General features: G+C 71.5%; 19 protein-coding genes. 8 read left to right on the top strand and 11 right to left on the bottom strand.

What is annotated here, in order from left to right; all coding sequences use genetic code 11:
* Positions 1-44 precede the first annotated feature (44 nt).
* Together Q5762_RS20705 and Q5762_RS20700 are read left to right on the top strand one after the other, a co-directional pair.
* Positions 45-878, top strand: coding sequence for a helix-turn-helix transcriptional regulator (locus tag Q5762_RS20705; protein ID WP_315893665.1), 834 nt, complete (start codon positions 45-47; stop codon positions 876-878).
* Entirely contained in the window at positions 860-1129 is a 270-nt protein-coding gene (locus Q5762_RS20700) for a DUF397 domain-containing protein (protein WP_315893664.1), read from the top strand. The genes Q5762_RS20705 and Q5762_RS20700 overlap by 19 nt, the downstream gene beginning before the upstream one ends.
* Here Q5762_RS20700 and Q5762_RS20695 read toward each other — a convergent pair.
* On the bottom strand, positions 1119-1571 hold the full coding sequence (locus tag Q5762_RS20695) for a DUF3592 domain-containing protein (protein WP_315893663.1): 453 nt from the start codon (positions 1569-1571) through the stop codon (positions 1119-1121). The two genes, Q5762_RS20700 and Q5762_RS20695, sit on opposite strands and share 11 nt — an antisense overlap.
* Before the next feature lie 84 nt (positions 1572-1655).
* Between Q5762_RS20695 and Q5762_RS20690 the strand changes: the two genes are divergently transcribed.
* Both Q5762_RS20690 and Q5762_RS20685 read left to right on the top strand, forming a co-directional pair.
* Complete coding sequence (locus Q5762_RS20690) at positions 1656-2507, top strand: hypothetical protein (RefSeq protein ID WP_315893662.1); 852 nt, start codon at positions 1656-1658, stop codon at positions 2505-2507.
* Between the two features lie 152 nt (positions 2508-2659).
* A complete protein-coding gene (locus Q5762_RS20685) occupies positions 2660-4033 on the top strand; it encodes an FAD-dependent oxidoreductase (RefSeq protein ID WP_315893661.1) in 1374 nt (457 codons plus the stop codon).
* A gap of 74 nt (positions 4034-4107) precedes the next feature.
* On the opposite strand, the gene Q5762_RS20680 is transcribed toward Q5762_RS20685, so the two are convergent.
* Together Q5762_RS20680 and Q5762_RS20675 are read right to left on the bottom strand one after the other, a co-directional pair.
* Positions 4108-4728, bottom strand: coding sequence for a LuxR C-terminal-related transcriptional regulator (locus Q5762_RS20680; RefSeq protein WP_315893660.1), 621 nt, complete (start codon positions 4726-4728; stop codon positions 4108-4110).
* Between the two features lie 64 nt (positions 4729-4792).
* Positions 4793-6844, bottom strand: a complete 2052-nt coding sequence (locus Q5762_RS20675) for an MMPL family transporter (protein WP_315893659.1) — start codon at positions 6842-6844, stop codon at positions 4793-4795.
* Between the two features lie 219 nt (positions 6845-7063).
* On the opposite strand from Q5762_RS20675, the gene Q5762_RS20670 reads away from it, so the two are divergent.
* Both Q5762_RS20670 and Q5762_RS20665 read left to right on the top strand, forming a co-directional pair.
* Positions 7064-8869: a LuxR C-terminal-related transcriptional regulator gene (locus Q5762_RS20670; protein WP_315893658.1), complete on the top strand. Its 1806-nt coding sequence runs from the start codon at positions 7064-7066 to the stop codon at positions 8867-8869.
* An 84-nt stretch (positions 8870-8953) separates the two neighbouring features.
* Entirely contained in the window at positions 8954-10333 is a 1380-nt protein-coding gene (locus Q5762_RS20665; RefSeq protein ID WP_315893657.1) for an FAD-binding oxidoreductase, read from the top strand.
* A gap of 16 nt (positions 10334-10349) precedes the next feature.
* Here the strand turns inward: Q5762_RS20665 and Q5762_RS20660 are convergent, their stop codons facing one another.
* Positions 10350-11042: a TerB family tellurite resistance protein gene (locus Q5762_RS20660; protein WP_315893656.1), complete on the bottom strand. Its 693-nt coding sequence runs from the start codon at positions 11040-11042 to the stop codon at positions 10350-10352.
* Positions 11043-11294: 252 nt separating this feature from the next.
* Positions 11295-13052, bottom strand: a complete 1758-nt coding sequence (gene leuA, locus Q5762_RS20655) for a 2-isopropylmalate synthase (protein ID WP_315893655.1) — start codon at positions 13050-13052, stop codon at positions 11295-11297.
* Positions 13053-13346: 294 nt separating this feature from the next.
* Here leuA and Q5762_RS20650 point away from each other — a divergent pair, with 294 nt between their 5' ends.
* Entirely contained in the window at positions 13347-14423 is a 1077-nt protein-coding gene (locus Q5762_RS20650) for a M4 family metallopeptidase (protein WP_315893654.1), read from the top strand.
* Between the two features lie 24 nt (positions 14424-14447).
* On the top strand, positions 14448-14711 hold the full coding sequence (locus tag Q5762_RS20645; protein ID WP_315893653.1) for a protealysin inhibitor emfourin: 264 nt from the start codon (positions 14448-14450) through the stop codon (positions 14709-14711).
* 199 nt (positions 14712-14910) lie between these two features.
* On the opposite strand, the gene era is transcribed toward Q5762_RS20645, so the two are convergent.
* The 6 genes from era to Q5762_RS20615 all read right to left on the bottom strand — a co-directional run bounded on the left by era (position 14911) and on the right by Q5762_RS20615 (position 20316).
* A complete protein-coding gene (gene era, locus Q5762_RS20640) occupies positions 14911-15861 on the bottom strand; it encodes a GTPase Era (RefSeq protein ID WP_399495211.1) in 951 nt (316 codons plus the stop codon).
* A 40-nt stretch (positions 15862-15901) separates the two neighbouring features.
* Positions 15902-16846 (bottom strand): WxL protein peptidoglycan domain-containing protein, encoded by a 945-nt coding sequence (locus Q5762_RS20635; RefSeq protein WP_315893717.1) that lies wholly within the window; start codon positions 16844-16846, stop codon positions 15902-15904.
* A gap of 113 nt (positions 16847-16959) precedes the next feature.
* Entirely contained in the window at positions 16960-18303 is a 1344-nt protein-coding gene (locus Q5762_RS20630) for a beta-xylosidase (protein WP_315893651.1), read from the bottom strand.
* A gap of 210 nt (positions 18304-18513) precedes the next feature.
* Complete coding sequence (locus Q5762_RS20625; protein WP_315893650.1) at positions 18514-18996, bottom strand: hypothetical protein; 483 nt, start codon at positions 18994-18996, stop codon at positions 18514-18516.
* A gap of 201 nt (positions 18997-19197) precedes the next feature.
* Positions 19198-19560 carry a cytidine deaminase gene (locus Q5762_RS20620; protein WP_315893649.1) on the bottom strand — a complete coding sequence of 121 codons (363 nt, stop codon included), beginning with the start codon at positions 19558-19560 and terminating at the stop codon, positions 19198-19200.
* A 27-nt stretch (positions 19561-19587) separates the two neighbouring features.
* On the bottom strand, positions 19588-20316 hold the full coding sequence (locus Q5762_RS20615) for a hypothetical protein (protein WP_315893648.1): 729 nt from the start codon (positions 20314-20316) through the stop codon (positions 19588-19590).
* Positions 20317-20358: the final 42 nt, after the last annotated feature.

Raw genomic sequence — 20358 nt, 5'->3', positions numbered from 1 at the left:
TGCGCAGGTCCTACAACTGCGGGGCAGGGTTCGGGAGTCAAACCATGGCCAAAGCCAAGCGGCAAGCCACGTGGGCGTTCTTCGGCGAAGAACTGAAGGCCAGGCGGGAGGCGAGGGGGCTTACGCAGCAGGAGCTGGGCGAGCGGGTGTTCGTCTCCGGTGGATACATCGGCCTGTTCGAACTGGGAATTCGGAAGCCGCAACTGGACGTTGCTCAGCGAATCGACGAGGTCCTACAAACCGGAGGTTTTTTCGAACGAGCGTGCCTCAATCTCATCGACGCCTCGCCGTACGCGTCCTATTTCGAGCCGGTGGTGGAGCTGGAGGCGCTGGCGACGAAGATCTGCGAGTTCGCGCCGACGGTGATGCCGGGGTTGTTGCAGACGGCGGAGTACGCGCGGGCGGTGACGCTCGCGGCGAACCCGTTCGTCACCGAGGCGTACGTGGAGGAGAAGGTCACCGCACGGCTGGATCGGGCGCGGATCCTCAAGGCCGCTACAAGACCCGAGTATTGGGTGATCGTGCACGAAAACGCGCTGCTGACGCCCGTGGGCGGGCCAGCCGTGATGGCCGCACAGCTGGAGCACGTGGCGGCGCTGGCGCGCGAGCGGGCGGTGCTGGTGATGGTGCTGCCGCGGGCGGCGGGAGCGCACGCCTCCATGGCCGGCTCACTGAAGCTCATGGAGTTCGAGGACGCGCCGCCAACGGGCTATACAGAGACGGCGTTTTCGGGGACGTTGCTGGACGATCCGGCAGTGGTGAAGCGTGCACAGCGCGCCTACGATCTGCTCAGGGCCGCCGCTAAGTCGCCGGAGGCGTCCCTGGCCCTGATCGAATCGGCGGCTGAGGACTACAGACGATGCGCGAGTACGACCTGAGCAACGCCCGCTGGTTCAAGAGCTCCTACAGCAACGGCGAGGGCGGCGACTGTGTCGAGGTGGCGTACGACTTCGTCGGCGCCGCGTGGCGCAAGAGCACTTACAGCGATGGCGACGGCGGCAACTGCGTCGAGGTCCTCGACAACGTACCCGGCGTCGTCCCCGTCCGGGACAGCAAGAACCCCGCCGGCCCCGCCCTCATCGTCGCCGCCCCCGCCTGGGCGACGTTCGTCGCCGGCGTCAAGGGCTGACGATCAGACCCACCGTCGCCAGTACGCCCGCCGCGACGGACAGGAGTGCGGTTCGCCGCGCGCCCCGCACGGAGCTCTGGCGGGACCTGCGCTCCCGGCGGACCGTCGACATCGTCCCCATGTGCAGGCGCTTCGTGTTCTCGGGGTGGTGGACGAGCGGGTACGAGTCGCCGACCACGTACGCGGGGCCGACCGTCGCGCCGCTCTGGTGCCGGGCGGTCCCGCCGCCGGGGGACTCGAACTCGTACACGGCGTGCGCGTAGCCCCGCGTACCGAAGGGCACCAGGCTCACCAGGCGCGCCTGGACCTCGATGCCGGATTCGCTCAGCTCCTTCATCTTCTTCAGTTCGGCCCCCTCACCGGACATCAGCATCAGGCTGAAGATGCAGAGCGGCACGGACGCGATGATGAAACAAACGAGCACCACAGTCACCAAGTTCACAGGCGGACCGTACACACCACGGGTCCCGAACGAAACCCTCATATCCCCTTCACCGCGTGGACCTCGCGCCTTACGATCACGCGCATGTCGACTACCTCGCCCGTACCCGTCCTCCAAGGCAACCGAGGCACCGAACTCCGCGCCGAGGGCGAGGAGCTGGTGCTGAGCCGTCCCGACGAGGTGCTGCGCATCCCGTTCGCGGCGATCGCGCGGGTCCGGGCCCAAGGGCGGGACGTCGCCCTGGAGTTGACCGCTCCCGCCCTGGCCGAGCCGACGGTGTACCGGATCGAGGACGTGAGCCGGGCCGCCGCCACCGCCTTCGCCGACGTGGTGAACGGCGCGCTGCCCGCACGTCCCGCCGGCGAGGAGACGGTCGACGGCGCCACGCTCGTCACGATCCGCAGCCTGCGGACGGCCGACGCCGACGAGGACGGGGGCGAGGACCTGGACGACGTACAGCGCGGACTTCCCGCCCCCGACAAGTGGACGTTCTACACCGCCGCCGCCGCGGTCGCGGTCCTCGCCGTCGTCGTCGGTGTGCTCGACAGGAACGGGGGCCGCGGGATCGCGACACTGCTGCTCGGGGAACTGGGCGTGGGAGCATTTTTCCTCAGCTGGGCGGGGCTGGCGTCGGTGTGGCGCGGGTGGTATCTGCCCCGCTACGGCATCACCGTGGACGCGAGGCAGGTCTACCGGAACGGCAACACCACCCTCGCGTACACGGACACCGACGGCGTGACCCATCACATCTGGGGCACCAAGCAGAACGGCACCGTCCGCGTCGCCTACCACCCGCGGAAGCCGAATACCGCGGTCGTCTGCGAGGGGTGGGGCAGCCTGGTGGGCGGGGTGACCCTGTTCCTGTTCATCACCGCCGTCGCCGCGCTCATCGTCTACGGGACGGCCGCCCTGGCCCTCCCCGCCTTCGGCGGCTAGGAGCGATTCCCGACCTGCCTTATGGAACCCATAAGTCCGTCTTATGGGGCCATAGACCGGGGGCGGGTACCGGCGCGCTTCGGGCGTTATTTAGGGTGACCTAAGTGACGACAGCCATCGTCGTCGCGTCGTTTTGCGAAGGGAACCCTGACATGCCCCGCCCTCTCCGGGTCGCGATAGTCGGCGCCGGCCCCGCCGGGATCTACGCCGCTGACGCGCTGCTGAAGTCCGAGGCCGCCGCCGAGCCGGGCGTGTCGATCGACATCTTCGAGCGGATGCCGGCCCCCTTCGGTCTGATCCGGTACGGCGTCGCGCCCGACCACCCCCGCATCAAGGGCATCATCAACGCCCTGCACCAGGTGCTCGACAAGCCGCAGGTCCGGCTCTTCGGCAACATCGACTACGGCACCGACGTGCACCTGGACGACCTGCGCTCGTTCTACGACGCCGTGGTCTTCTCGACCGGCGCCATGGCCGACCGCGAGCTGAAGATCCCCGGCGTGGAGCTGGACGGCACCTTCGGCGCCGCCGACTTCGCGTCCTGGTACGACGGCCACCCGGACGTTCCGCGCACCTGGGAGCTCTCGGCGGAGAAGGTCGCCGTGCTCGGCGTCGGCAACGTGGCGCTCGACATCGCGCGCATCCTCGCCAAGACCGCGGACGAGCTGCTGCCGACCGAGATCCCCGCGAACGTCTACGACGGGCTCAAGGCCAACAAGGCCGTCGAGATCCACGTCTTCGGCCGCCGGGGCCCGGCGCAGGCGAAGTTCAGCCCGATGGAGCTGCGCGAGCTGGACCACTCGCCGAACATCGAGGTCATCGTCAACCCCGAGGACATCGACTACGACGAGGGCTCGATCGCCGAGCGTCGTAAGAACAAGCAGACCGACATGGTCGCCAAGACCCTGGAGAACTGGGCGATCCGCGACGTCGGCGACCGCCCGCACAAGCTCTTCCTGCACTTCTTCGAGTCGCCCGTCGAGATCCTCGGCGAGGACGGCAAGGTCGTCGGCCTGCGCACCGAGCGCACCGAGCTGGACGGGACAGGGAACGTCAAGGGCACGGGTCGGACCACGGACTGGGACGTGCAGGCCGTGTACCGCGCGGTGGGCTACCTCTCCGACGAGCTGCCCAAGCTGCCCTGGGACACCGTCAGCGGCACCGTCCCGGACGAGGGCGGCCGGGTCATCGAGGAGGGCGGCGACCACCTGGCGTCGACGTACGTCACCGGCTGGATCCGGCGCGGCCCGGTCGGCCTCATCGGCCACACCAAGGGCGACGCGAACGAGACGGTCGCGAACCTGCTGGACGACTTCGCGAACAGCCGGCTCCTCACGCCCGCCACCCCGGAGACGGACGCTGTCGTCGCCTTCCTGGAGGGCAAGGGCCTCACGTACACGACATGGGAGGGCTGGTACGCCCTCGACGCCGCCGAGAAGGCGCTGGGCGAGCCGCAGGGCCGCGAGCGCGTGAAGATCGTCGAACGCGAGGACATGCTCCGCGCGAGCGGCGTCGAGCTCGGCTGACGCCGCGCCCGTCCCCCGTACGACCGGGCCCCGTCGGCACCCGCCGGCGGGGCCCGCCCCGTCTCGGCGGCGTCTCAGCGGCCCGGGGCCACCAGGCCCGACTCGTAGGCGACGATGACGAGTTGGGCCCGGTCCCGGGCCGAGAGCTTGCCCATGATGCGGCTGACATGGGTCTTCGCGGTGAGCGGGGACAGCCCCAGCGCCTCGGCGATCTCCGTGTTGTTCAGTCCCCGGGCGACCAGGGCGAAGACCAGCATGGCGATCACCCAGCCGGAGACCCTCAGCACCTCCACCATCTCGTGCGGGTTGACGAAGAGCTGCATGGTGAGCGTGAGGGACGTGACGGAGAGACCCACGATCACCGTGCGCTTCGCCCGGCCGGTGGCCGCGACCGTGTACAGCGCGGTCATCGTGGCGGGTAGCGGCGCCAGATGCATGTAGTCAAGGCCGTGGTACGGGGCGACGCAGGCCGCCATGGCCAGCAGCACCGGCATGGGCGCCTTGCGCCGCCAGGCCAGCGATACGTACGTGGCGAGCAGCAGCGCCCAGCCGAGAGCGTCCAGCCGGCGGCCGTCGTCGACGGTGAGCGCGATCACCGCCGCGAGCACCGCCAAGGCCGCGGCGGCCGTCGCGTCGCGCCGCACCGGGTGCGTCGCCGCCTGCGGGTCACGGGTGAAAGCCGCTGCGAAGTCCATGGTGTTCATCCTCCCTGCGGGCGGGGGCTCCTGACAGTCCGGGGAGCCCCCCACCCGCCCCGGATCAGACCCGTACGGGCTCCCGCTCCGGCCCTGAACCGGCTGTTGACGCGGGCTTCTTGGCCAACGGGCCCGGCCACCACACCTTCCGGCCGAGCAGCACGCTCGCGCTCGTGACGAGGTACGTGCGGACGAGGAAGGTGTCGAGCAGGACGCCGACCGCGATGACGAAGCCGAGCTCCGCCAGCTGCACCATCGGCATGTTCACCAGGACCGCGAAGGTGGCGGCGAGGACGAGCCCCGCCGAGGCGATCACGCCACCGGTCGTGCGCAGGGCCGTCAGGGCCGCCGCGCCCGGCTCCACACCGTTCAGGCACTCCTCGCGCATCCGGTGCATCAGGAAGATGCCGTAGTCGACGCCGAGGGCGACGAGGAAGACGAAGGAGAGCAGCGCCAGGCCCGGATCCGTGCCCTCGAAGCCGAAGAGGGACTCGAAGACGAGTCCGCCGATGCCGAGGGCCGCGCCCCAGACGGCGACGACCGCGGCGACCAGGATCAGTGGTGCGACGAGGCTCCGCAGCAGCACGATCAGCACGATCAGCACGACGACGATGACGAGCGGGACGACGATGTTCCGGTCGCCGGCGTTGGTGTCGGTCATGTCGAGCTGTTCGGCGCCGGCCCCGCCGACGTACACGCCGTCGCCGAGCGCGGATCGTAGCTCCCTGATCGTCCCGGTCTCGGCCGCGGACTGCGGCGGATGCGCGGCGACGACGGATATCTCCGTCCAGCCGTCGCCGCTGCGGCCGCGCTCGGCCCGCGCGACTCCCTCGGTCCCGCGCGCGGTCTCCAGGGCTGCGCCGGAGGCGCCCGTCGGGGCGACGACGGTGATGGGCTGGGTCCCCAGCTCCGGGTACGCGGCGGCCAGGGTCTTCATCGCGGCGACCGCCTCCGGGGTGGAGGTGAAGGAGTCCTCCTGCTTGAGCGCTCCGGGAAGGTTCAGCGCGCCGAGCGCGAGGGCGGCCAGGGCGGCGGCGCCCGTGAGCAGGACGGCGAGGGGGCGGCGTCCCGCCGAGGAGCCCATGGCGGCGAAGAGGGACCTGCGCCCGGCCTTCGGCTCGCTCCCGTATGCCGGGATCAGCGGCCAGAACACCCGCCGCCCGAGGACGACGAGCAGTGCGGGGAGCAGTGTCATCATCGCGACGAGGGCGCACAGCACGCCGACGGCGGCCGTGGGCCCCATCCCCCGGCTGCTGTTCATGTCGGCGGCGAGCAGGCAGAGCATGCCGAGGGCGACGGTCCCGGAGGAGGCGAGGACGGCGGGCCCGCAGCCGCGCAGGGCGGCGACCATGGCGTCGTACGGGCGCGGGAAGCGGCGCAGTTCCTCTCTGTACCGGGAGACGAGGAGCAGCGCGTAGTCGGTGCCGGCGCCGAAGACGAGGATCGTCATGACACCCGTGCTCTGTCCGGAGACGCTGATGTCGAAGCCCTGGTTGAGGGCGTAGGTGACGGCCATGGAGAGGTAGTCGGCGACTCCGGCGACGACCAGCGGGACGAGCCAGAGGAACGGACTGCGGTAGATGAGGATCAGCAGGATCGCGACGACGGCGACGGTCGTGTAGAGGAGCGGGCCGTCGAGCGAGTTGTAGACCTCGCTCGCGTCCGTGGCGAGGGCGCCGGGACCGCCGACCTCGCCGCTCACGGTCTCGCGGATGTCGCGGACGAGGGCGTCCCTGGCCGTTTCGTCCGTACCGGGCTCGGTACTGGACACGGCGTACAGGAGGGTGGTGCCGTCCTCGGACGGGACGGCCCTCGGCGTCGAGGTGAGCGGGTGATCGGCGGCGACCTGCTTCACCTCCCGGGCGGCGGCGGCCTTGTCGTCAGAGGTCAGTCCGCCCTCGCGGTGGTAGACGAGCACCAGGTCGGTGGATTCACCACCGGGCAGCTGCTCGGTGATCTTCGCGACCTGGGTCGAGTCGGCGCTCGCCGGCAGGTAGTCGACGGCGCGGTCGCGCTGGACGTCGCCGAGCTTTCCGGCCAGGGGTGCGGCGAGGGCGATCACGATCACCCACAGGGCCAGCACCCCCCAGCCGACGATTCTCTTACGGCCCTCCATCGCGGGCCTCCCTCCATCGGTCCTCTTTCGGGTCGATCCCAGAATCCCGGCGCTCGGAGGAGGATTCGTCGCGCTGACGGCCGAGTTGGGCGCTACTGCCGGGGGCGGCGCGCGGCGGTGATTACTCCCCGGGGAGTAGCGGGAAGCACCGACGGGCCAGGGGCGGCGCCCACCCATATTCTGGAAGGACCCGGGGGGCGGGAAGGGAAGTGAGCGGTCGTGGCTGCCGTCCCCGTCGAGCCGATTTCTGCCGTCGCGCGGGCGCGGGACGCGGTGGCTCGGGAGTCGTGGGCCGAGGCGTACGTGCTGCTGGCCGAGGCCGACCGGCACCCCTCCGCAGCGCCGGCACCCGCCGACCTGGACATGCTCGCGGACGCCGCCTGGTGGACGGGCCGCGTGGACGAGTCGGTCGCCGCACGGCTGCGGGCCCACGCGGCGTACCTGGCGGCCGGCGACCACCGGGGCGCGGGGGCCGTGGCGTGGTGGCTGCACTACGAGTACCGCTGCCTGGGCCGCCCGTCGGCCGCGGCGGGCTGGCTGCACCGGGCGCGGCACCACCTGGAGCACGTACCGGACTGCCCCGAGCAGTGCTTCCTCGCCTGGACGGACGCGGAGGAGGCCCAGGAACAGCGGGACCCGGCCGCGGCCCTGGCCGCCGCGCGGCGCATGAACCGTATCGCCGCCGCGTCCGGCGACCCGGGTCTGGTGGCCCTGAGCCGCCAGGCCCTGGCGGCGGTCCTCGTCGCGCAGGGCCGCAGGGCGGAGGGCATGGCCCTCCTCGACGACGCGATGGTCGCCGTCCTCGCGGGCGAACTGAGCGGTACGTTCACCGGCTGGCTCTTCTGTCTGGCGATCACCCAGTGCATGGAGGCGGCGGACCTCGCCCGCGCCGTGGAGTGGACGGACGCGGCGATGACCTGGTGCGAGCCCCCGTGGCCCCCGCACGCCCGGTCGCCCGAGCTGCCGAGCGCACCGAGCTCACCCAGCTCACCGAGCTCACCGAGCTCACCGGCCGCAACGACCGCGACGACCGCACCCAGCACGCCGACCGCCGCATCCTCCTCCCTCACCGACAACCCCTTCCGCGGGCTGTGCCGGCTGCACCACGTCGAGGTGCTCGATCTGCTCGGCGCCTGGACGCTCGCCGAGCACGAGGCCGGGAAGGTGTGCACCGAGGTGACGGTGGACAACCTGGACGCCGCCGCCGAGGCGTACTACGCGGCCGGGGAGATCCGCCGCCGCCAGGGACGGCTGGCCGACGCCGCCCTCTCCTACGGGCACGCCCATGAGCTCGGCCGGGTCCCGCAGCCGGGACTCGCGCTGCTGCGCCTCGCCCAGGGCAAGGCCGACGCGGCCGTGGCCGGGCTGCGGCTGGCGCTGACCTGTCAGAGCGACCCGAGTCACGACCTCCTGGGCCGGGCCCGGCTGCTCGCCGCGCAGACGGAGGTCACCCTCGCCGTCGGGGACGTGGAAGGAGCCGAGGCGGCGGTCCGGGAGCTGGAGGGGCTCACCGAGGGCGGAGACGTACCGCTCCTGGCCGCCATGGCCGACACCGCGCGCGGCGCCCTGGAGCTCGCCCGGCACGAGGCCGAGGCCCAGCGCCCGCTGCGTCGCGCGCTCGCGGGCTGGCTGGAGCTGCGCGTCCCGTACGAGGCCGCGCAGGTACGGATGCTGCTCGCCGCCGCCGACCGCGTCGCCGGTGACGAGGAGGCGGCCCGGCTGGAGCTGACGGCGGCCCGGGCGGCCTTCGAGCGGCTCGGCGCGCTGCCGGACGCCCGCCGCGCGGCGGCCCTGCTCACCGAGCGCCGCCGTGCACTGCCCGGCGGCCTGACCGCCCGGGAGGCGGAGGTGCTGCGGCTCGTCGCGGCGGGCGGCACGAACCGGGACATCGCCCAGGCCCTCGTCATCAGCGAGCACACGGTCGCCCGCCACCTCAACAACATCTTCGCCAAGCTGGGCGTGACCACCCGTACCGCCGCCGGCGCCTACGCCCACTCCCACGGGCTCGCCCCGGCCCCGGCATAGGCCGTATCGCCCATCCCCGGCCCCGGCCCGATGTGGGTGGTTCGCGCGATGCCGGCACCGGCGCCCCCGGCCTAGAACGGGTACATGGACACCACACAGACCCTCCCCGATGCGCTCGACACCCTGCGCGGCGCCGTCCGGGGCGATGTCGTCGTCCCCGGCGACGCCGCCTACGACGAGGCCCGCAAGGTCTACAACGCCCTCCACGACCGCCGTCCGGCCGTCGTCGTCCGGGCCGTGGACGCGGGCGACGTGATCGCCGGCGTGCTCTTCGCCCGGGACCACGCGCTGCCGCTCGCGGTCCGGGGCGGCGCCCACGCCGTCGCCGGCTACGGCACCGTCGACGACGGGCTCGTCGTCGACCTGTCCCGGATGCGTTCCGTCCACGTCGACCCCGTTACCCGTACCGCCCGCGCCGAAGGCGGCGCCACCTGGGGCGACTTCAACCACGCCACGCACGCCTTCGGCCTGGCCACCACCGGCGGGGTCATCTCCACCACCGGCATCGCCGGCCTCACCCTCGGCGGCGGCATGGGCAACCTGGCCCGCCGCTACGGGCTGAGCTGCGACAACCTCGTCCAGGCCGACGTCGTGACCGCCGAGGGCACCCTCCTCACCTGCGACGCCGATCACCACCCCGACCTCTTCTGGGCGCTGCGCGGCGGCGGCGGGAACTTCGGCGTCGTCACCTCGTTCGCGTACCGGCTGCACCCGGTCGCGGACGTCCTCGGCGGCGTCGTCCTCTATCCGCTCGACGCCGACGTGGCCCGCCGCTGGCGCGACATGGTCACCGACGCCCCCGAGGAGCTCAACACGATCTTCCTCATGGTGCTCGGCCCCGACCTGCCGTTCCTGCCGGAGCGCTGGCACGGCCGCCCGGTCTGCGGCCTGATGACCTGCTTCAGCGGCCCGGCGACGGAGGACGAGAAGGTGCTCGCCCTCCTCGACGAGCTGGGCCCCGTCGTCGGCAGGTTCGTGGAGCGGATGCCGTACCCGATGGTCAACACGCTCTTCGACGACGACCTGCCGCCGGGGCTCTACCACTACTGGAAGGGGAACTTCAGCCGCGATCTCACCGACGGCGCCATCGACGTCCACATGCGGTACGGGGAGACGCTGCCCTCGATGGAGAGCGACACGGCGATCTTCCCGATCGACGGCGCGTGCCACCGCGTCGGCCCCGAGGACACCGCGTTCGCCTACCGCGACGCCTCCTTCTCGGCCGCGTTCGGCACGACGCACACCGACCCCGCCGACAACGAGGCCAACATCGCCTGGACGCGGCGGTACGACGAGGCCCTGCGGCCGCACACCCAGGAGGCCGGCTACGTCAACTTCATGGACACCGACGACCAGGCCCGCGTACGGGCCAACTACCGGCAGAACTACGACCGGTTGCGGGCGGTCAAGCGCCACTACGACCCCGGCAACCTCTTCCGCCTCAACCACAACATCGAGCCATGACCCGATCGAGTGGTGGCTACAGGAGCGTCCGCGCCGTCGCGAGCAGCCGGGCCGTGTCGTCCGCGCACAGCGCCAGCGCGTTGCCGACGGTGTTCAGGACGTCCCGCTCCGCCGGGCTGTACGCCCCGTCCGCGAGCGCGATCCGGGCGCCCTGGAGCAGGATCGATTCGCGCCCGGAGGCGGCCAGGTGCGGGGCGAGCGGCTCCAGGGCCTCGTGCAGCTCGATGGCGAGGGCCGCGCCCCCGCATTCGGCGTCCGGCAGGAACCGGCCGGTGTCGGCGGCGAGCGCCTCGACCAGGTCGGTGAGCTGGACGCCGGTGCACTCGTCGTACCCGGCGGCGCGGACCGCCGTGACCGCGGTGTCCACGGCCGTACGGCACGAGGTGCCGCCGGCCGCCAGCACGGCGAGGGCGACGGTGTGCACGGCGTCCCGCAGCATCGCGCCGAACCGGCTCGTCGTGGGGTGGTCCAGCACGTCGGTGCCGAAGTGGGTGTGACAGGCGGCGCATTCGACGACCGGCCCGGCGTGGCCGCGGGGCAGCAGCGGAACACCGAGGACGGCGAACCGCCGACGTCCGGTCCGGCGCCGGTAGTTGCGGTCGCCGCCGCACTCCTCGCAGAAGAACTCGCCGTCGCCGACCGTGTTCCATGAGGTACGAATGCCGCAGAGGCTTACTTTTCGTCCGCGTGACTCTCGGGCAGACCTCACGCCGCACCTCCCTTGACGAACCGGCGACTTTGCCGACGTGGGGAGTGATGTTAGCCACATCCGTGATGTGGCGTCAGCACCCCGTCGGCAGATCGTCCTCGACTTGGCCGAGACGCGACGCCGTCGGAGGCGGTGCGGGGAAACGGCGGAGGCACCGCCGGCCGCTCCTCCCCGAGTCAACCGGAACGGGTGACGGGGAGAGCGGGCGACGGTGCCTCCGTGAAGATTCGACCGGACCGGTGCCGGACCGGATCAGCGTGCCGCGCGGTTGACCGCCGAGATGACGGCCTTCAGCGAGGCGCGGGTGGTGTTGGCGTCGATACCGATGCCCCACAGGACCTGGCCGTCGATGGCGCACTCGATGTACGAGGCGGCCTGCGCGGAGGCGCCCTCGCTCATCGTGTGCTCCTGGTAGTCCAGCAGCCGGGCGTCCACGCCGATCGACTGCAGCGCGGCGAAGAAGGCGGAGATCGGACCGTTGCCCGAGCCGCTCAGGACGGTGTCGGCGCCGTCCACGACCGCCTCGACGGTCAGCGTGTCGGTGCCGTCCGTGTCGGAGGTGGTCTGGCCGGAGCGCAGCTGGATACGGCCCCAGGCGTTGCCCGGGTTCGGCAGGTACTCGTCCTGGAAGACCGACCAGATCGCGGCCGGGGTGACCTCGCCGCCCTCGGTGTCCGTCTTCTGCTGGATGATCTTCGAGAACTCGATCTGCATCCGGCGCGGCAGGTCCAGCTTGTGGTCGTTCTTCAGGACGTACGCGATACCGCCCTTGCCGGACTGCGAGTTGACCCGGATGACGGCCTCGTAGGAACGGCCGACGTCCTTCGGGTCGATGGGCAGGTACGGCACCGCCCACTCGATCTCGTCCACGGTCCTGCCGGCGGCGGCCGCGTCGGCCTCCATGGCGTCGAAGCCCTTCTTGATGGCGTCCTGGTGGGAGCCGGAGAAGGCGGTGTAGACCAGGTCGCCCGCGTAGGGGTGGCGCGGGTGGACCTCCATCTGGTTGCAGTACTCGCTGGTGCGGCGGATCTCGTCGATCTGCGAGAAGTCGATCTGCGGGTCGACGCCCTGCGAGAACAGGTTCATGCCCAGCGTCACCAGGTCGACGTTGCCGGTCCGCTCGCCCTGCCCGAACAGGCAGCCCTCGATGCGGTCGGCACCGGCCATGATGGCCAGCTCGGCCGCCGCCACGGCCGTACCGCGGTCGTTGTGCGGGTGGACGGACAGGCAGATGTACGGGCGGCGGGTCAGGTTCCGGGACATCCACTCGAACCGGTCCGCGTGCGTGGACGGCGTCGAACGCTCCACGGTGGCGGGCAGGTTGAGGATGATCTCGCGGCCCTCCTCGGGCTGCCAGACGTCACAGACCGCCTCGCAGACCTCCAGGGCGAAGTCCAGCTCGGTGTCGGTGAAGATCTCCGGGCTGTACTGGTAGCCGAAGACCGTCTCGTCGCCCAGCAGCTTGTCCGCGTACTCCATGACCAGCCGCGTGCCGTCGACGGCGATCTGCTTGATGTCCTCCTTCGAACCGCGGAAGACGACCCGGCGGAAGGTGGGCGCGGTGGCGTTGTACAGGTGGACGGTGGCGCGCTTGGCGCCGACCAGGGACTCCACGGTCCGCTCGATCAGGTCCTCGCGGGCCTGGGTCAGGACGGAGATGGTGACGTCGTCCGGGATCGCGCCCTCTTCGATGATGGAGCGTACGAAGTTGAAGTCGGTGTCGCCGGAGGACGGGAAGCCGACCTCGATCTCCTTGTAGCCCATGCGCACCAGCAGGTCGAACATCTCGCGCTTGCGGGCGGGGCTCATCGGGTCGATCAGGGCCTGGTTGCCGTCGCGCAGGTCGGTCGACAGCCAGCGGGGGGCCTTGGTGACGCGCTGCTCGGGCCAGGTGCGATCGGGGATGTGCACGGCCTCGTACCGGCCGTACTTGTGGATCGGCATGCCGGACGGCTTCTGCGTCTGGGTGGCGTTGGTGATGGGCGTCGGGCGGCCAACGGGCTGGGACATTGCGTAGGGCTCCTCGGGTCCAACAAAGAGGGACGGCCGACTGTCGAACGCAACACCAGGTCCCGCGGGGAGGGGGTCGGCCTACGACTACAGGCCCTCGCCGCGGCAGCTAAGGAGAAGCAGCCCGAAACGCATGATGTGCCGCAGCCTAGCTGAGGTCCGCCGAGCGCGGACATCTTGTTTCAGTATGCGGGACGGTCATGCCGATAATAGGAAAGCGTGACGAATCACTCCATCTCGCGGATCATGGTCGCCGCTAGTGACAGTCTCATGACCCAGTGCCACATTGCTGGGATGACCTCCCACGCGTACCCGCCCGTCCATCCGGTGTTCTGCACGATCGTGCCGCCGCACCTGCTCGAACACCTCGCGGCCTCCGACAACCCGGCCGTCGCGGCCGCCGCCCGGCGCACCCTGGTCGCCGACGCGGCGAACCGGACCGGCCGCGTCCTTGCCCGGTCGGCCGGCGCGCCGACCGCGGCGCCGCCGTCCGAGCCCGCGCCCGCCCGCCCCCGGCGCACGATCCACGACGCGCAGAACGGCACCGAGCTGCCGGGCGTCGTGGTCCGCGAGGAGGGCCAGGAGGCCACCGGGGACGCCACCGTCAACCGCGCGTACGCGGGGCTCGGCGCCACCTTCGACCTCTTCCTGCAGGCCTTCGGCCGGGACTCGGTCGACGGCGCGGGGCTGCCGCTGCTCGCGACCGTCCACTACGACCGGAACTACGGCAACGCCTTCTGGAACGGCGAGCAGATGGTGTTCGGCGACGGCGACGACGACATCTTCCTCGACTTCACCCTGCCGGTGGACGTGATCGGCCACGAGCTGGCGCACGGCTTCACGCAGCACACGGCGAACCTGGAGTACTTCAGCCAGTCCGGCGCGCTCAACGAGTCCGTCTCGGACGTCTTCGGCTCGCTGGTGAAGCAGTACGCGCTCGGCCAGAGCGCCGATCAGGCGGACTGGCTGATCGGTGAGGGGCTGTTCCACCCGAATGTGCAGGGGACGGCGCTCCGCTCGATGAAGGCGCCGGGCACGGCGTACGACGACGACGTCCTCGGCAAGGACCCGCAGCCGGGCCACATGGACGACTACGTGCGCACCAGCCGGGACAACGGCGGGGTCCACATCAACTCGGGCATCCCGAACCACGCCTTCTACCTCGCGGCGACGGAGCTGGGCGGCAACGCCTGGGAGCGCGCGGGGCAGGTCTGGTACGACGTGATGACGGGCGGCACGCTCACCCCCGAGACCCGGTTCGACGAGTTCGCGCAGGCCACGGTGGCGGCGGCGAAGGCGCGCTACGGCGACGGGGCGGAGATCCAGGCCGTCCTGAAGGCGTGGGCGGCCGTCGGGGTACCCACGGACTGACGGGCCGGCTGGTAGACAGGGGCCATGCGAATTCGAGTGCGACGCACCGGTGGTTTCGCGGGCATCGAGCGGACGGCCGAGGTGGACACCTCGGCCGTGCCGGACGCCGTGGAGTTCCACACCCTGGCCGTCGCCGTCCTCCGCGAGGGCGGCGACGACGGCAGGGCGGGGCCGGACGGGTTCTCGTACGAGATCACCGTCGACGGCGAGACGGTCCGCTGCTGCGACCCCCGCCTGACCGCCCCGCAGCGCGCCCTGATCACGAAGGTCCTGAAAGAGGGCGCGTAGCGGTCCTGGAGCGTGAGGGCCCTGGAGCGTGAGGGGCCTGGAGCGTGAGCGCCCTGGAGCGTGAGCGCCCTGGAACCCAAGCTTGCGGAGCTGCTTCGGGACCCCTCTCTCACTGCCGCCCTCGCACCCCGAGGCCCCAGGGGGCCTCGCGGGCTTCGGACGGCTGCGCCGGCCTCCGGCCCGACGGTGCCGGGCCCGGCTAGAACCCAAGCTTGCGGAGCTGCTTCGGGTCGCGCTGCCAGTCCTTCGCGACCTTGACGTGGAGGTCGAGGAAGACCGGGGTGCCGAGGAGCGCCTCGATGTGTTTGCGGGACTTCATCCCGACCTCCTTCAGGCGGCTGCCCTTCGGGCCGATGATGATCCCCTTCTGGCTGGGGCGCTCGATGTAGACGTTCGCGTGGATGTCGAGCAGCGGCTTGTCCGCCGGGCGGTCCTCGCGCGGGATCATCTCCTCGACCACCACCGCGATCGAGTGCGGCAGCTCGTCCCGTACGCCCTCAAGCGCGGCCTCGCGGATCAGCTCCGCGACCATCACCATCTCCGGCTCGTCCGTGAGGTCGCCCTCCGGGTAGAGCGGCGGGGACTCCGGAAGGAGCGGGATCAACAGGTCCGCGACGAGCTGGACCTGCTTGTCGCCGACCGCCGACACCGGCACGATCTCCCGCCACTCGAAGCCCAGCTCCTTGGCGAGCTGATCGACGGCGATCAGCTGCTCGGCGAGCGTCTTGGAGTCGACCAGGTCGGTCTTGGTGACGATCGCGACCTTCGGGGTCTTCTTGATCCCGGCCAGCTCCTTGGCGATGAAGCGGTCGCCGGGGCCGAGCTTCTGGTCGGCGGGCAGGCAGAAGCCGATCACGTCGACCTCGGCCCACGTCGTGCGCACGACGTCGTTCAGCCTCTCACCGAGCAGCGTGCGCGGCTTGTGGAGGCCCGGCGTGTCCACCAGGATCAGCTGCGCGTCCGGGCGGTGCACGATGCCACGGACGGTGTGCCGGGTGGTCTGCGGCCGGTTGGAGGTGATCGCCACCTTCTGGCCGACCAGAGCGTTCGTGAGGGTGGACTTGCCCGCGTTGGGGCGGCCTACGAAGCAGGCGAAGCCGGCCCGGTGGACGGCTTCGGATTCTTGGTTACGAGCGCTCATGGAGGCCATTCTCCCCGATGCGCGCCCCGTCACGTACCCAGTGCACCGCTCAGTGCCCCGCGGAACCCGCGCGGCCCGCCTGGACCCGCCTCACCCGGAGCCCGATCAGCGCCGCCGCTCCCCCGGCCAGGACGGCCGCGGCGGCCACCCAGGGCAGCGCGAGGAAGGAGGCGCCGCCGGACTCCCGTACGTCCTTCGCGGTGGCCGTGAGCGTCACCTCGCCCCAGTCGAACTGCGGCGAACCCGTCCACCGCTCGGTCAGCCGGATCTTCTGGCGGGGCAGCAGCTCGGAGGGGATCTTCGCCAGGTCGCGGGCGAGCAGGGTGCGGCCGAAGACGCCCTCGGCGCGCAGGGCGACCTTGGGGTTGAGGGTGACGTTGCCGCGGTTGTGGAGGGTGAACGAGATGGTGGCGGTAGAGGTGCCCGCGCCGGGGACGAGCGGCCGGTCCTGGTCGAGGGTGACGTCCTCGACGGCGAGGGCCGGGACCGTGGGGCCGTTGACCCGGAGGTAGACCCGGGCCCCGACGGCGCGCTGGACGCCGACCGCGACCGAGCCTCCCCCTAGGGCTTCGCCCTGGGGGGACCCCCACCCGGCCTCCACGCGCTCGTCGAGGGCGACGACGGCGCCGGGATGGTCGCCGGGCTCCGCGTCCTCGGGGACGGTGAGGGTGTACGGGACCGTGACGGCGGAGCGCGGCGGGACGGTCACGCGGGCGCGGTCGGGCTTGATCCAGGCTCCGGCGCCGGTCTGCTTCTCCTGGCTGGTGCGGACGGCGAAGCCGCCGTCCCGCTCGGTGTTGTAGGCGTCGGCGCCGTAGAGCCGGAAGGTCAGCGGGGCGCCGGTCTTGTTGGCGACGGTGACCTGGTCCTTGACGGTCGTGCCGGGGTCGGCGGAGAGGTAGAAGTACGGCCGGCCGCCGAGCTGGGAGGCGGCCGGATAGACGGCCCACTCGCCGTTCTCGGCGGCCTGGGCGGCGGGGGCCGCGACGACCATCAGGAGGGCGGTCAGGACGAGGACGTACAGCTTGCTGCGCACGGTGCGGAGTACCCCCCGGGGTCGGAGCGGGCCGACCGGGTGCGCGCCCGGCCCGCTGTGTACTGCTGCGGTCAGCTGAGCGTGAGCGTCAGGACGCCCGCGTACGAACCGGGCGCGGTGAACGCCGGGACGTCGAGGGAGACCTTGGCGTCGACGGTGAACTCACCGCCGGTGAGCGTGCCGTTCGGGGTCGAGGCGAGGGTCGCCCCGCCACTGCCAACCGCGCCCGCCGAGCCGGGTACGCAGGTGCTCGGGCTGCCGGCCTTGGTGGTGCAGGCCGGGGTCCAGCTGAGCGCGCCGGCGCCGATAGACCCGCCGGGGCCGGTGAAGTCGGTGACCTTGCCGGTCAGGGACCAGCCCGCGGGGCCGCCGCGGAAGTCCTTGACCGTCACCGTCTTCAGATCGCCGGCCGCCGCGCCGCCCTGACCGAAGTCGACGGACGACAGCTGGACCGCGTCACCGGCCTGGGTCATCGACAGTTCGCCCGCGGTGACCGCCGCCGTGAGCTTCTGGCTGTTCGGCGGCTGCGGGGTGTCGTCGACGACGGTGTACGCGGCCGGTCCGGCGCCCTTCTCCGGGTCCCAGGCCGCCCCCTCGTACGCCACGATCCCGGTGGTCGCCTTGTCGTCGACCTTCAGGCGGGCGACGAATCCGCCCTCGCTGTCGGTCGTGACGGTCATCTTGTCGGGGGTCTCCGCGGCGCCGGCCCGGCCGACGACGGTGACCTCGGCGAGCGGGGTGAACTTGGCGCCGGTCACGGTGACCCGGACGCCCGGTGCCCCGGAGGCCGCGCCGAGCGAGATGTTCCGCTCGTTGGCGCCCGGCTGCGCGCTCGCGACGACCGTCTCGGAGACGGGCGCGGGCGGGTTGAGGACCGTACAGGGGGTGTCCAGCTCCATGATGTAGCTGGTGTGGATGTTGTAGTCGCCGGGCGAGAGAGTGATCGATCCGGGCGCGGTGACCGTGAACGTGCCGGTCATCGAGAACGGCGGGAAGGTGCCCTTTCCGGGGACGGGCGGGTTCTTCTTGGGGCCGGTGACGGTGACCGCGCCGGACTGGGCGCCACCGAGGACGACCTTGCCGCTCGGGGTCATGATGTCGGCGGGCAGGGCCAGGTCGACGGGGTTCGAGGCGGCCGGCTTGGTGATCGTGTAGGTCACCGTGACGGTGTCGCCGACCTTGGGTGCGGCCTTGTCGACCGTGATCTCGGCGGTCGTGGTGCCCTCGATGGGCGGAATGCCGGCGATCGGCGGCGGGACGCAGCGGGTGGTGAAGTCCACCGGCGCGGACGCGCTCCCCAGCGCGCCGGCCGGAGACGCCAGCGCGCCGCCCGCGGCGAACACGAGGGCGGTGGCGCCGAGAGCGGCGGTCCAGCGCCGTCTTCGGGTCCCCGCCCGGGTTCGGATGTGTGCCATGTGTGACCCCTCCTGAGGGATGAGAGGGCGCCATTGACGGCTGCCGGCCAGGAGAAGTCAATGGAATCGAAATGCACCGTCTGATGACCCATCAGATGCTGTCAAGATCGACGTTTCACCAGGTCACAAGGGGTGCAGCACAGGTACCGGCGTCGCCCAGGGCGACGCCGGTGGATGACGCGAACGAATGACGCGAACGAAGGGATCGCGCTAGAAGACGAACGGGCCGGGCGACTGCGAGGTGACCGCGTCGCAGTTCACGGTGACACCGAAGATCGTCATCGTGAGCGCGGTGCCCGCGAAGTACGAGTTGAGACTGTCGCCGACGGCCACGGTCGCGTCGAGCGGACCGATGGTGACGGACTGCTGCGCCGCCAGGGCCGGGTTCTTCTGGCCGCTGAACACGACGGTGCCGCCGGCGCCCCTGGCCATCGTCAGCTGCGCGTTGATGGTGTCGGCCCCGACCGCGACCGGCGTCTTGACGGCCGAGGTGAGGGTGATCGTCGCGGCCGTGCCGCTCTGCGTGGCCGCGAGGGTGGCGAGCCCGCCGCCCCATATCCCGCAGTCGTACGTGGCCGTGGCACTGCCCGGCGTGACGGCGCCGGCGGCCGGGGCGAAGGCGAGTCCGGTCACCGCGAGCGCGCCCGCGAGGACCGCGCCGATGCCTAATCTGCCTCTGTTTCTGCCTCTCATGAGGGTCGTACCCCTTCCCGATGAAGCACGCAGGGGTGCGGACGCTGCGTGAAGGCGTGAATCTGACGGTCCGTCGGACCGATCGCTGTCATTGACGCGCAACGAGCCGGGGAAGACAAGAGACGTTCCGTTGATTTTTCACAAGCGCGCAAAGGGGGCCCGGCGCGATGCCGGGCCCCCTCGGTGCTTCGCCGCCGGGCCTCAGCCCGCCGTGACCGCCGCGCGCAGCTGCCCGTCGGGCCCGGCGAGCAGCACGGGCGTGTCGGGGCCGCCGAGGTCGCGTACGGCCGCGCGGTCCTCGTCCGAGGCGGCGTCGGCCGTCGAGACGACGGCCGCGGCCTCCAGGGACTGGGCCCCGCTGGCCACGGCCATCGCGACCGCGGTCTGCAGCGCGCTCAGCTTGAGCGACTCCAGGGCCACGGTCCCGGCCACATAGGTGCGGCCGGTCTCGTCCCGTACCGCCGCGCCCTCGGGCACACCGTTTCGGGCGCGGGCGCTGCGCGCCAGCGTGATGATCTTGAGGTCCTCGGCGCCGAGGTCGCCGTGATCGGGCTGATTCGTCATGCCCCGAGGATAGGTCGGGGCACGGGGTCAGCTCTGCCCGGCCTTGGCCAGCTTGCCGGCGGCGATCTTGGCGAGGGCGTCGAACTCGCCCTTGCCGCCCGGGGTGTCCGCGAGGTGCAGGAAGCGGACGATGCCGGAACCCTGGCGGGCGATCATGATCGTCGGCTCGATGGTGATGCCCTCGGCGAGGTTCAGCTTCAGCCGGAAGGCGAGCGTCTCCTCGGCGCCCTGCGGGGCCGTGAGCTTCTCGACGCCCAGCTTCATCTTCGTACCGTCGGAGTCGGCCGTGAAGCCGGTGCAGCTCGCCAGGGCGGTGTCGATCTTCTTGGTGAAGTCCGCGGCGCCGGTGCCGGGGAAGGTCGCGACGTCCTCGACGATCTCGGACTCGTTGTTGCCCCGGGAGAACTCGGCGGACGCGCCCTTCGTGCCACCGGGGAAGTCGGAGCCGAGCGCGCTCGCGAGCGGCGCGCACTCGGGCTTGTCGGAGGTGACCTTGAGCTCGTCCGTCGGGGTCTTCGTGACCTTCCAGCCCGACGGCAGGTCCTTCAGCTCCAGCGCGGCGGCCTTCATCTGCGCGGCGGTCAGGGGCGTGGTGGCCGCGGGCGCGGCCGACGTGGTCTGCTCGGCGGCCGGCTTGTCGGCGGCCTTGTCCTTCGTGGTGTCGCCCTTGGCGTCGCCGCCACCGCACGCGGCGGTGAGGGAGAGAGCGGAGACGGCGAGGGCCGCGGCCAGGCCGTGGCGTATGCGAGTGCGCATGATGCGAGTGCCCTTTATGGGTGCGAGTTACGGGACAAACCG

The sequence above is a fragment of the Streptomyces sp. P9(2023) genome (assembly GCF_032436795.1).
Classification (GTDB): Bacteria; Actinomycetota; Actinomycetes; order Streptomycetales; family Streptomycetaceae; genus Streptomyces.
This window is presented reverse-complemented; position numbering and strand designations above follow the sequence as displayed.

Bases quoted from the DNA above. Each gene is read 5' to 3' on its own strand.
- Q5762_RS20650 (WP_315893654.1), top strand. From the start codon at position 13,347: ATGACCTCCCACGCGTACCCGCCCGTCCATCCGGTGTTCTGCACGATC.
- Q5762_RS20705 (WP_315893665.1), top strand. From the start codon at position 45: ATGGCCAAAGCCAAGCGGCAAGCCACGTGGGCGTTCTTCGGCGAAGAA.
- Q5762_RS20625 (WP_315893650.1), bottom strand. From the start codon at position 18,996: ATGAGAGGCAGAAACAGAGGCAGATTAGGCATCGGCGCGGTCCTCGCG.
- Q5762_RS20700 (WP_315893664.1), top strand. From the start codon at position 860: ATGCGCGAGTACGACCTGAGCAACGCCCGCTGGTTCAAGAGCTCCTAC.
- Q5762_RS20665 (WP_315893657.1), top strand. From the start codon at position 8,954: ATGGACACCACACAGACCCTCCCCGATGCGCTCGACACCCTGCGCGGC.
- Q5762_RS20690 (WP_315893662.1), top strand. From the start codon at position 1,656: ATGTCGACTACCTCGCCCGTACCCGTCCTCCAAGGCAACCGAGGCACC.
- Q5762_RS20685 (WP_315893661.1), top strand. From the start codon at position 2,660: ATGCCCCGCCCTCTCCGGGTCGCGATAGTCGGCGCCGGCCCCGCCGGG.
- Q5762_RS20635 (WP_315893717.1), bottom strand. From the start codon at position 16,846: ATGGTCGTCGCGGCCCCCGCCGCCCAGGCCGCCGAGAACGGCGAGTGG.
- era (WP_399495211.1), bottom strand. From the start codon at position 15,861: ATGGCCTCCATGAGCGCTCGTAACCAAGAATCCGAAGCCGTCCACCGG.
- Q5762_RS20620 (WP_315893649.1), bottom strand. From the start codon at position 19,560: ATGACGAATCAGCCCGATCACGGCGACCTCGGCGCCGAGGACCTCAAG.
- Q5762_RS20645 (WP_315893653.1), top strand. From the start codon at position 14,448: ATGCGAATTCGAGTGCGACGCACCGGTGGTTTCGCGGGCATCGAGCGG.
- Q5762_RS20615 (WP_315893648.1), bottom strand. From the start codon at position 20,316: ATGCGCACTCGCATACGCCACGGCCTGGCCGCGGCCCTCGCCGTCTCC.
- Q5762_RS20680 (WP_315893660.1), bottom strand. From the start codon at position 4,728: ATGGACTTCGCAGCGGCTTTCACCCGTGACCCGCAGGCGGCGACGCAC.
- Q5762_RS20675 (WP_315893659.1), bottom strand. From the start codon at position 6,844: ATGGAGGGCCGTAAGAGAATCGTCGGCTGGGGGGTGCTGGCCCTGTGG.
- leuA (WP_315893655.1), bottom strand. From the start codon at position 13,052: ATGTCCCAGCCCGTTGGCCGCCCGACGCCCATCACCAACGCCACCCAG.
- Q5762_RS20630 (WP_315893651.1), bottom strand. From the start codon at position 18,303: ATGGCACACATCCGAACCCGGGCGGGGACCCGAAGACGGCGCTGGACC.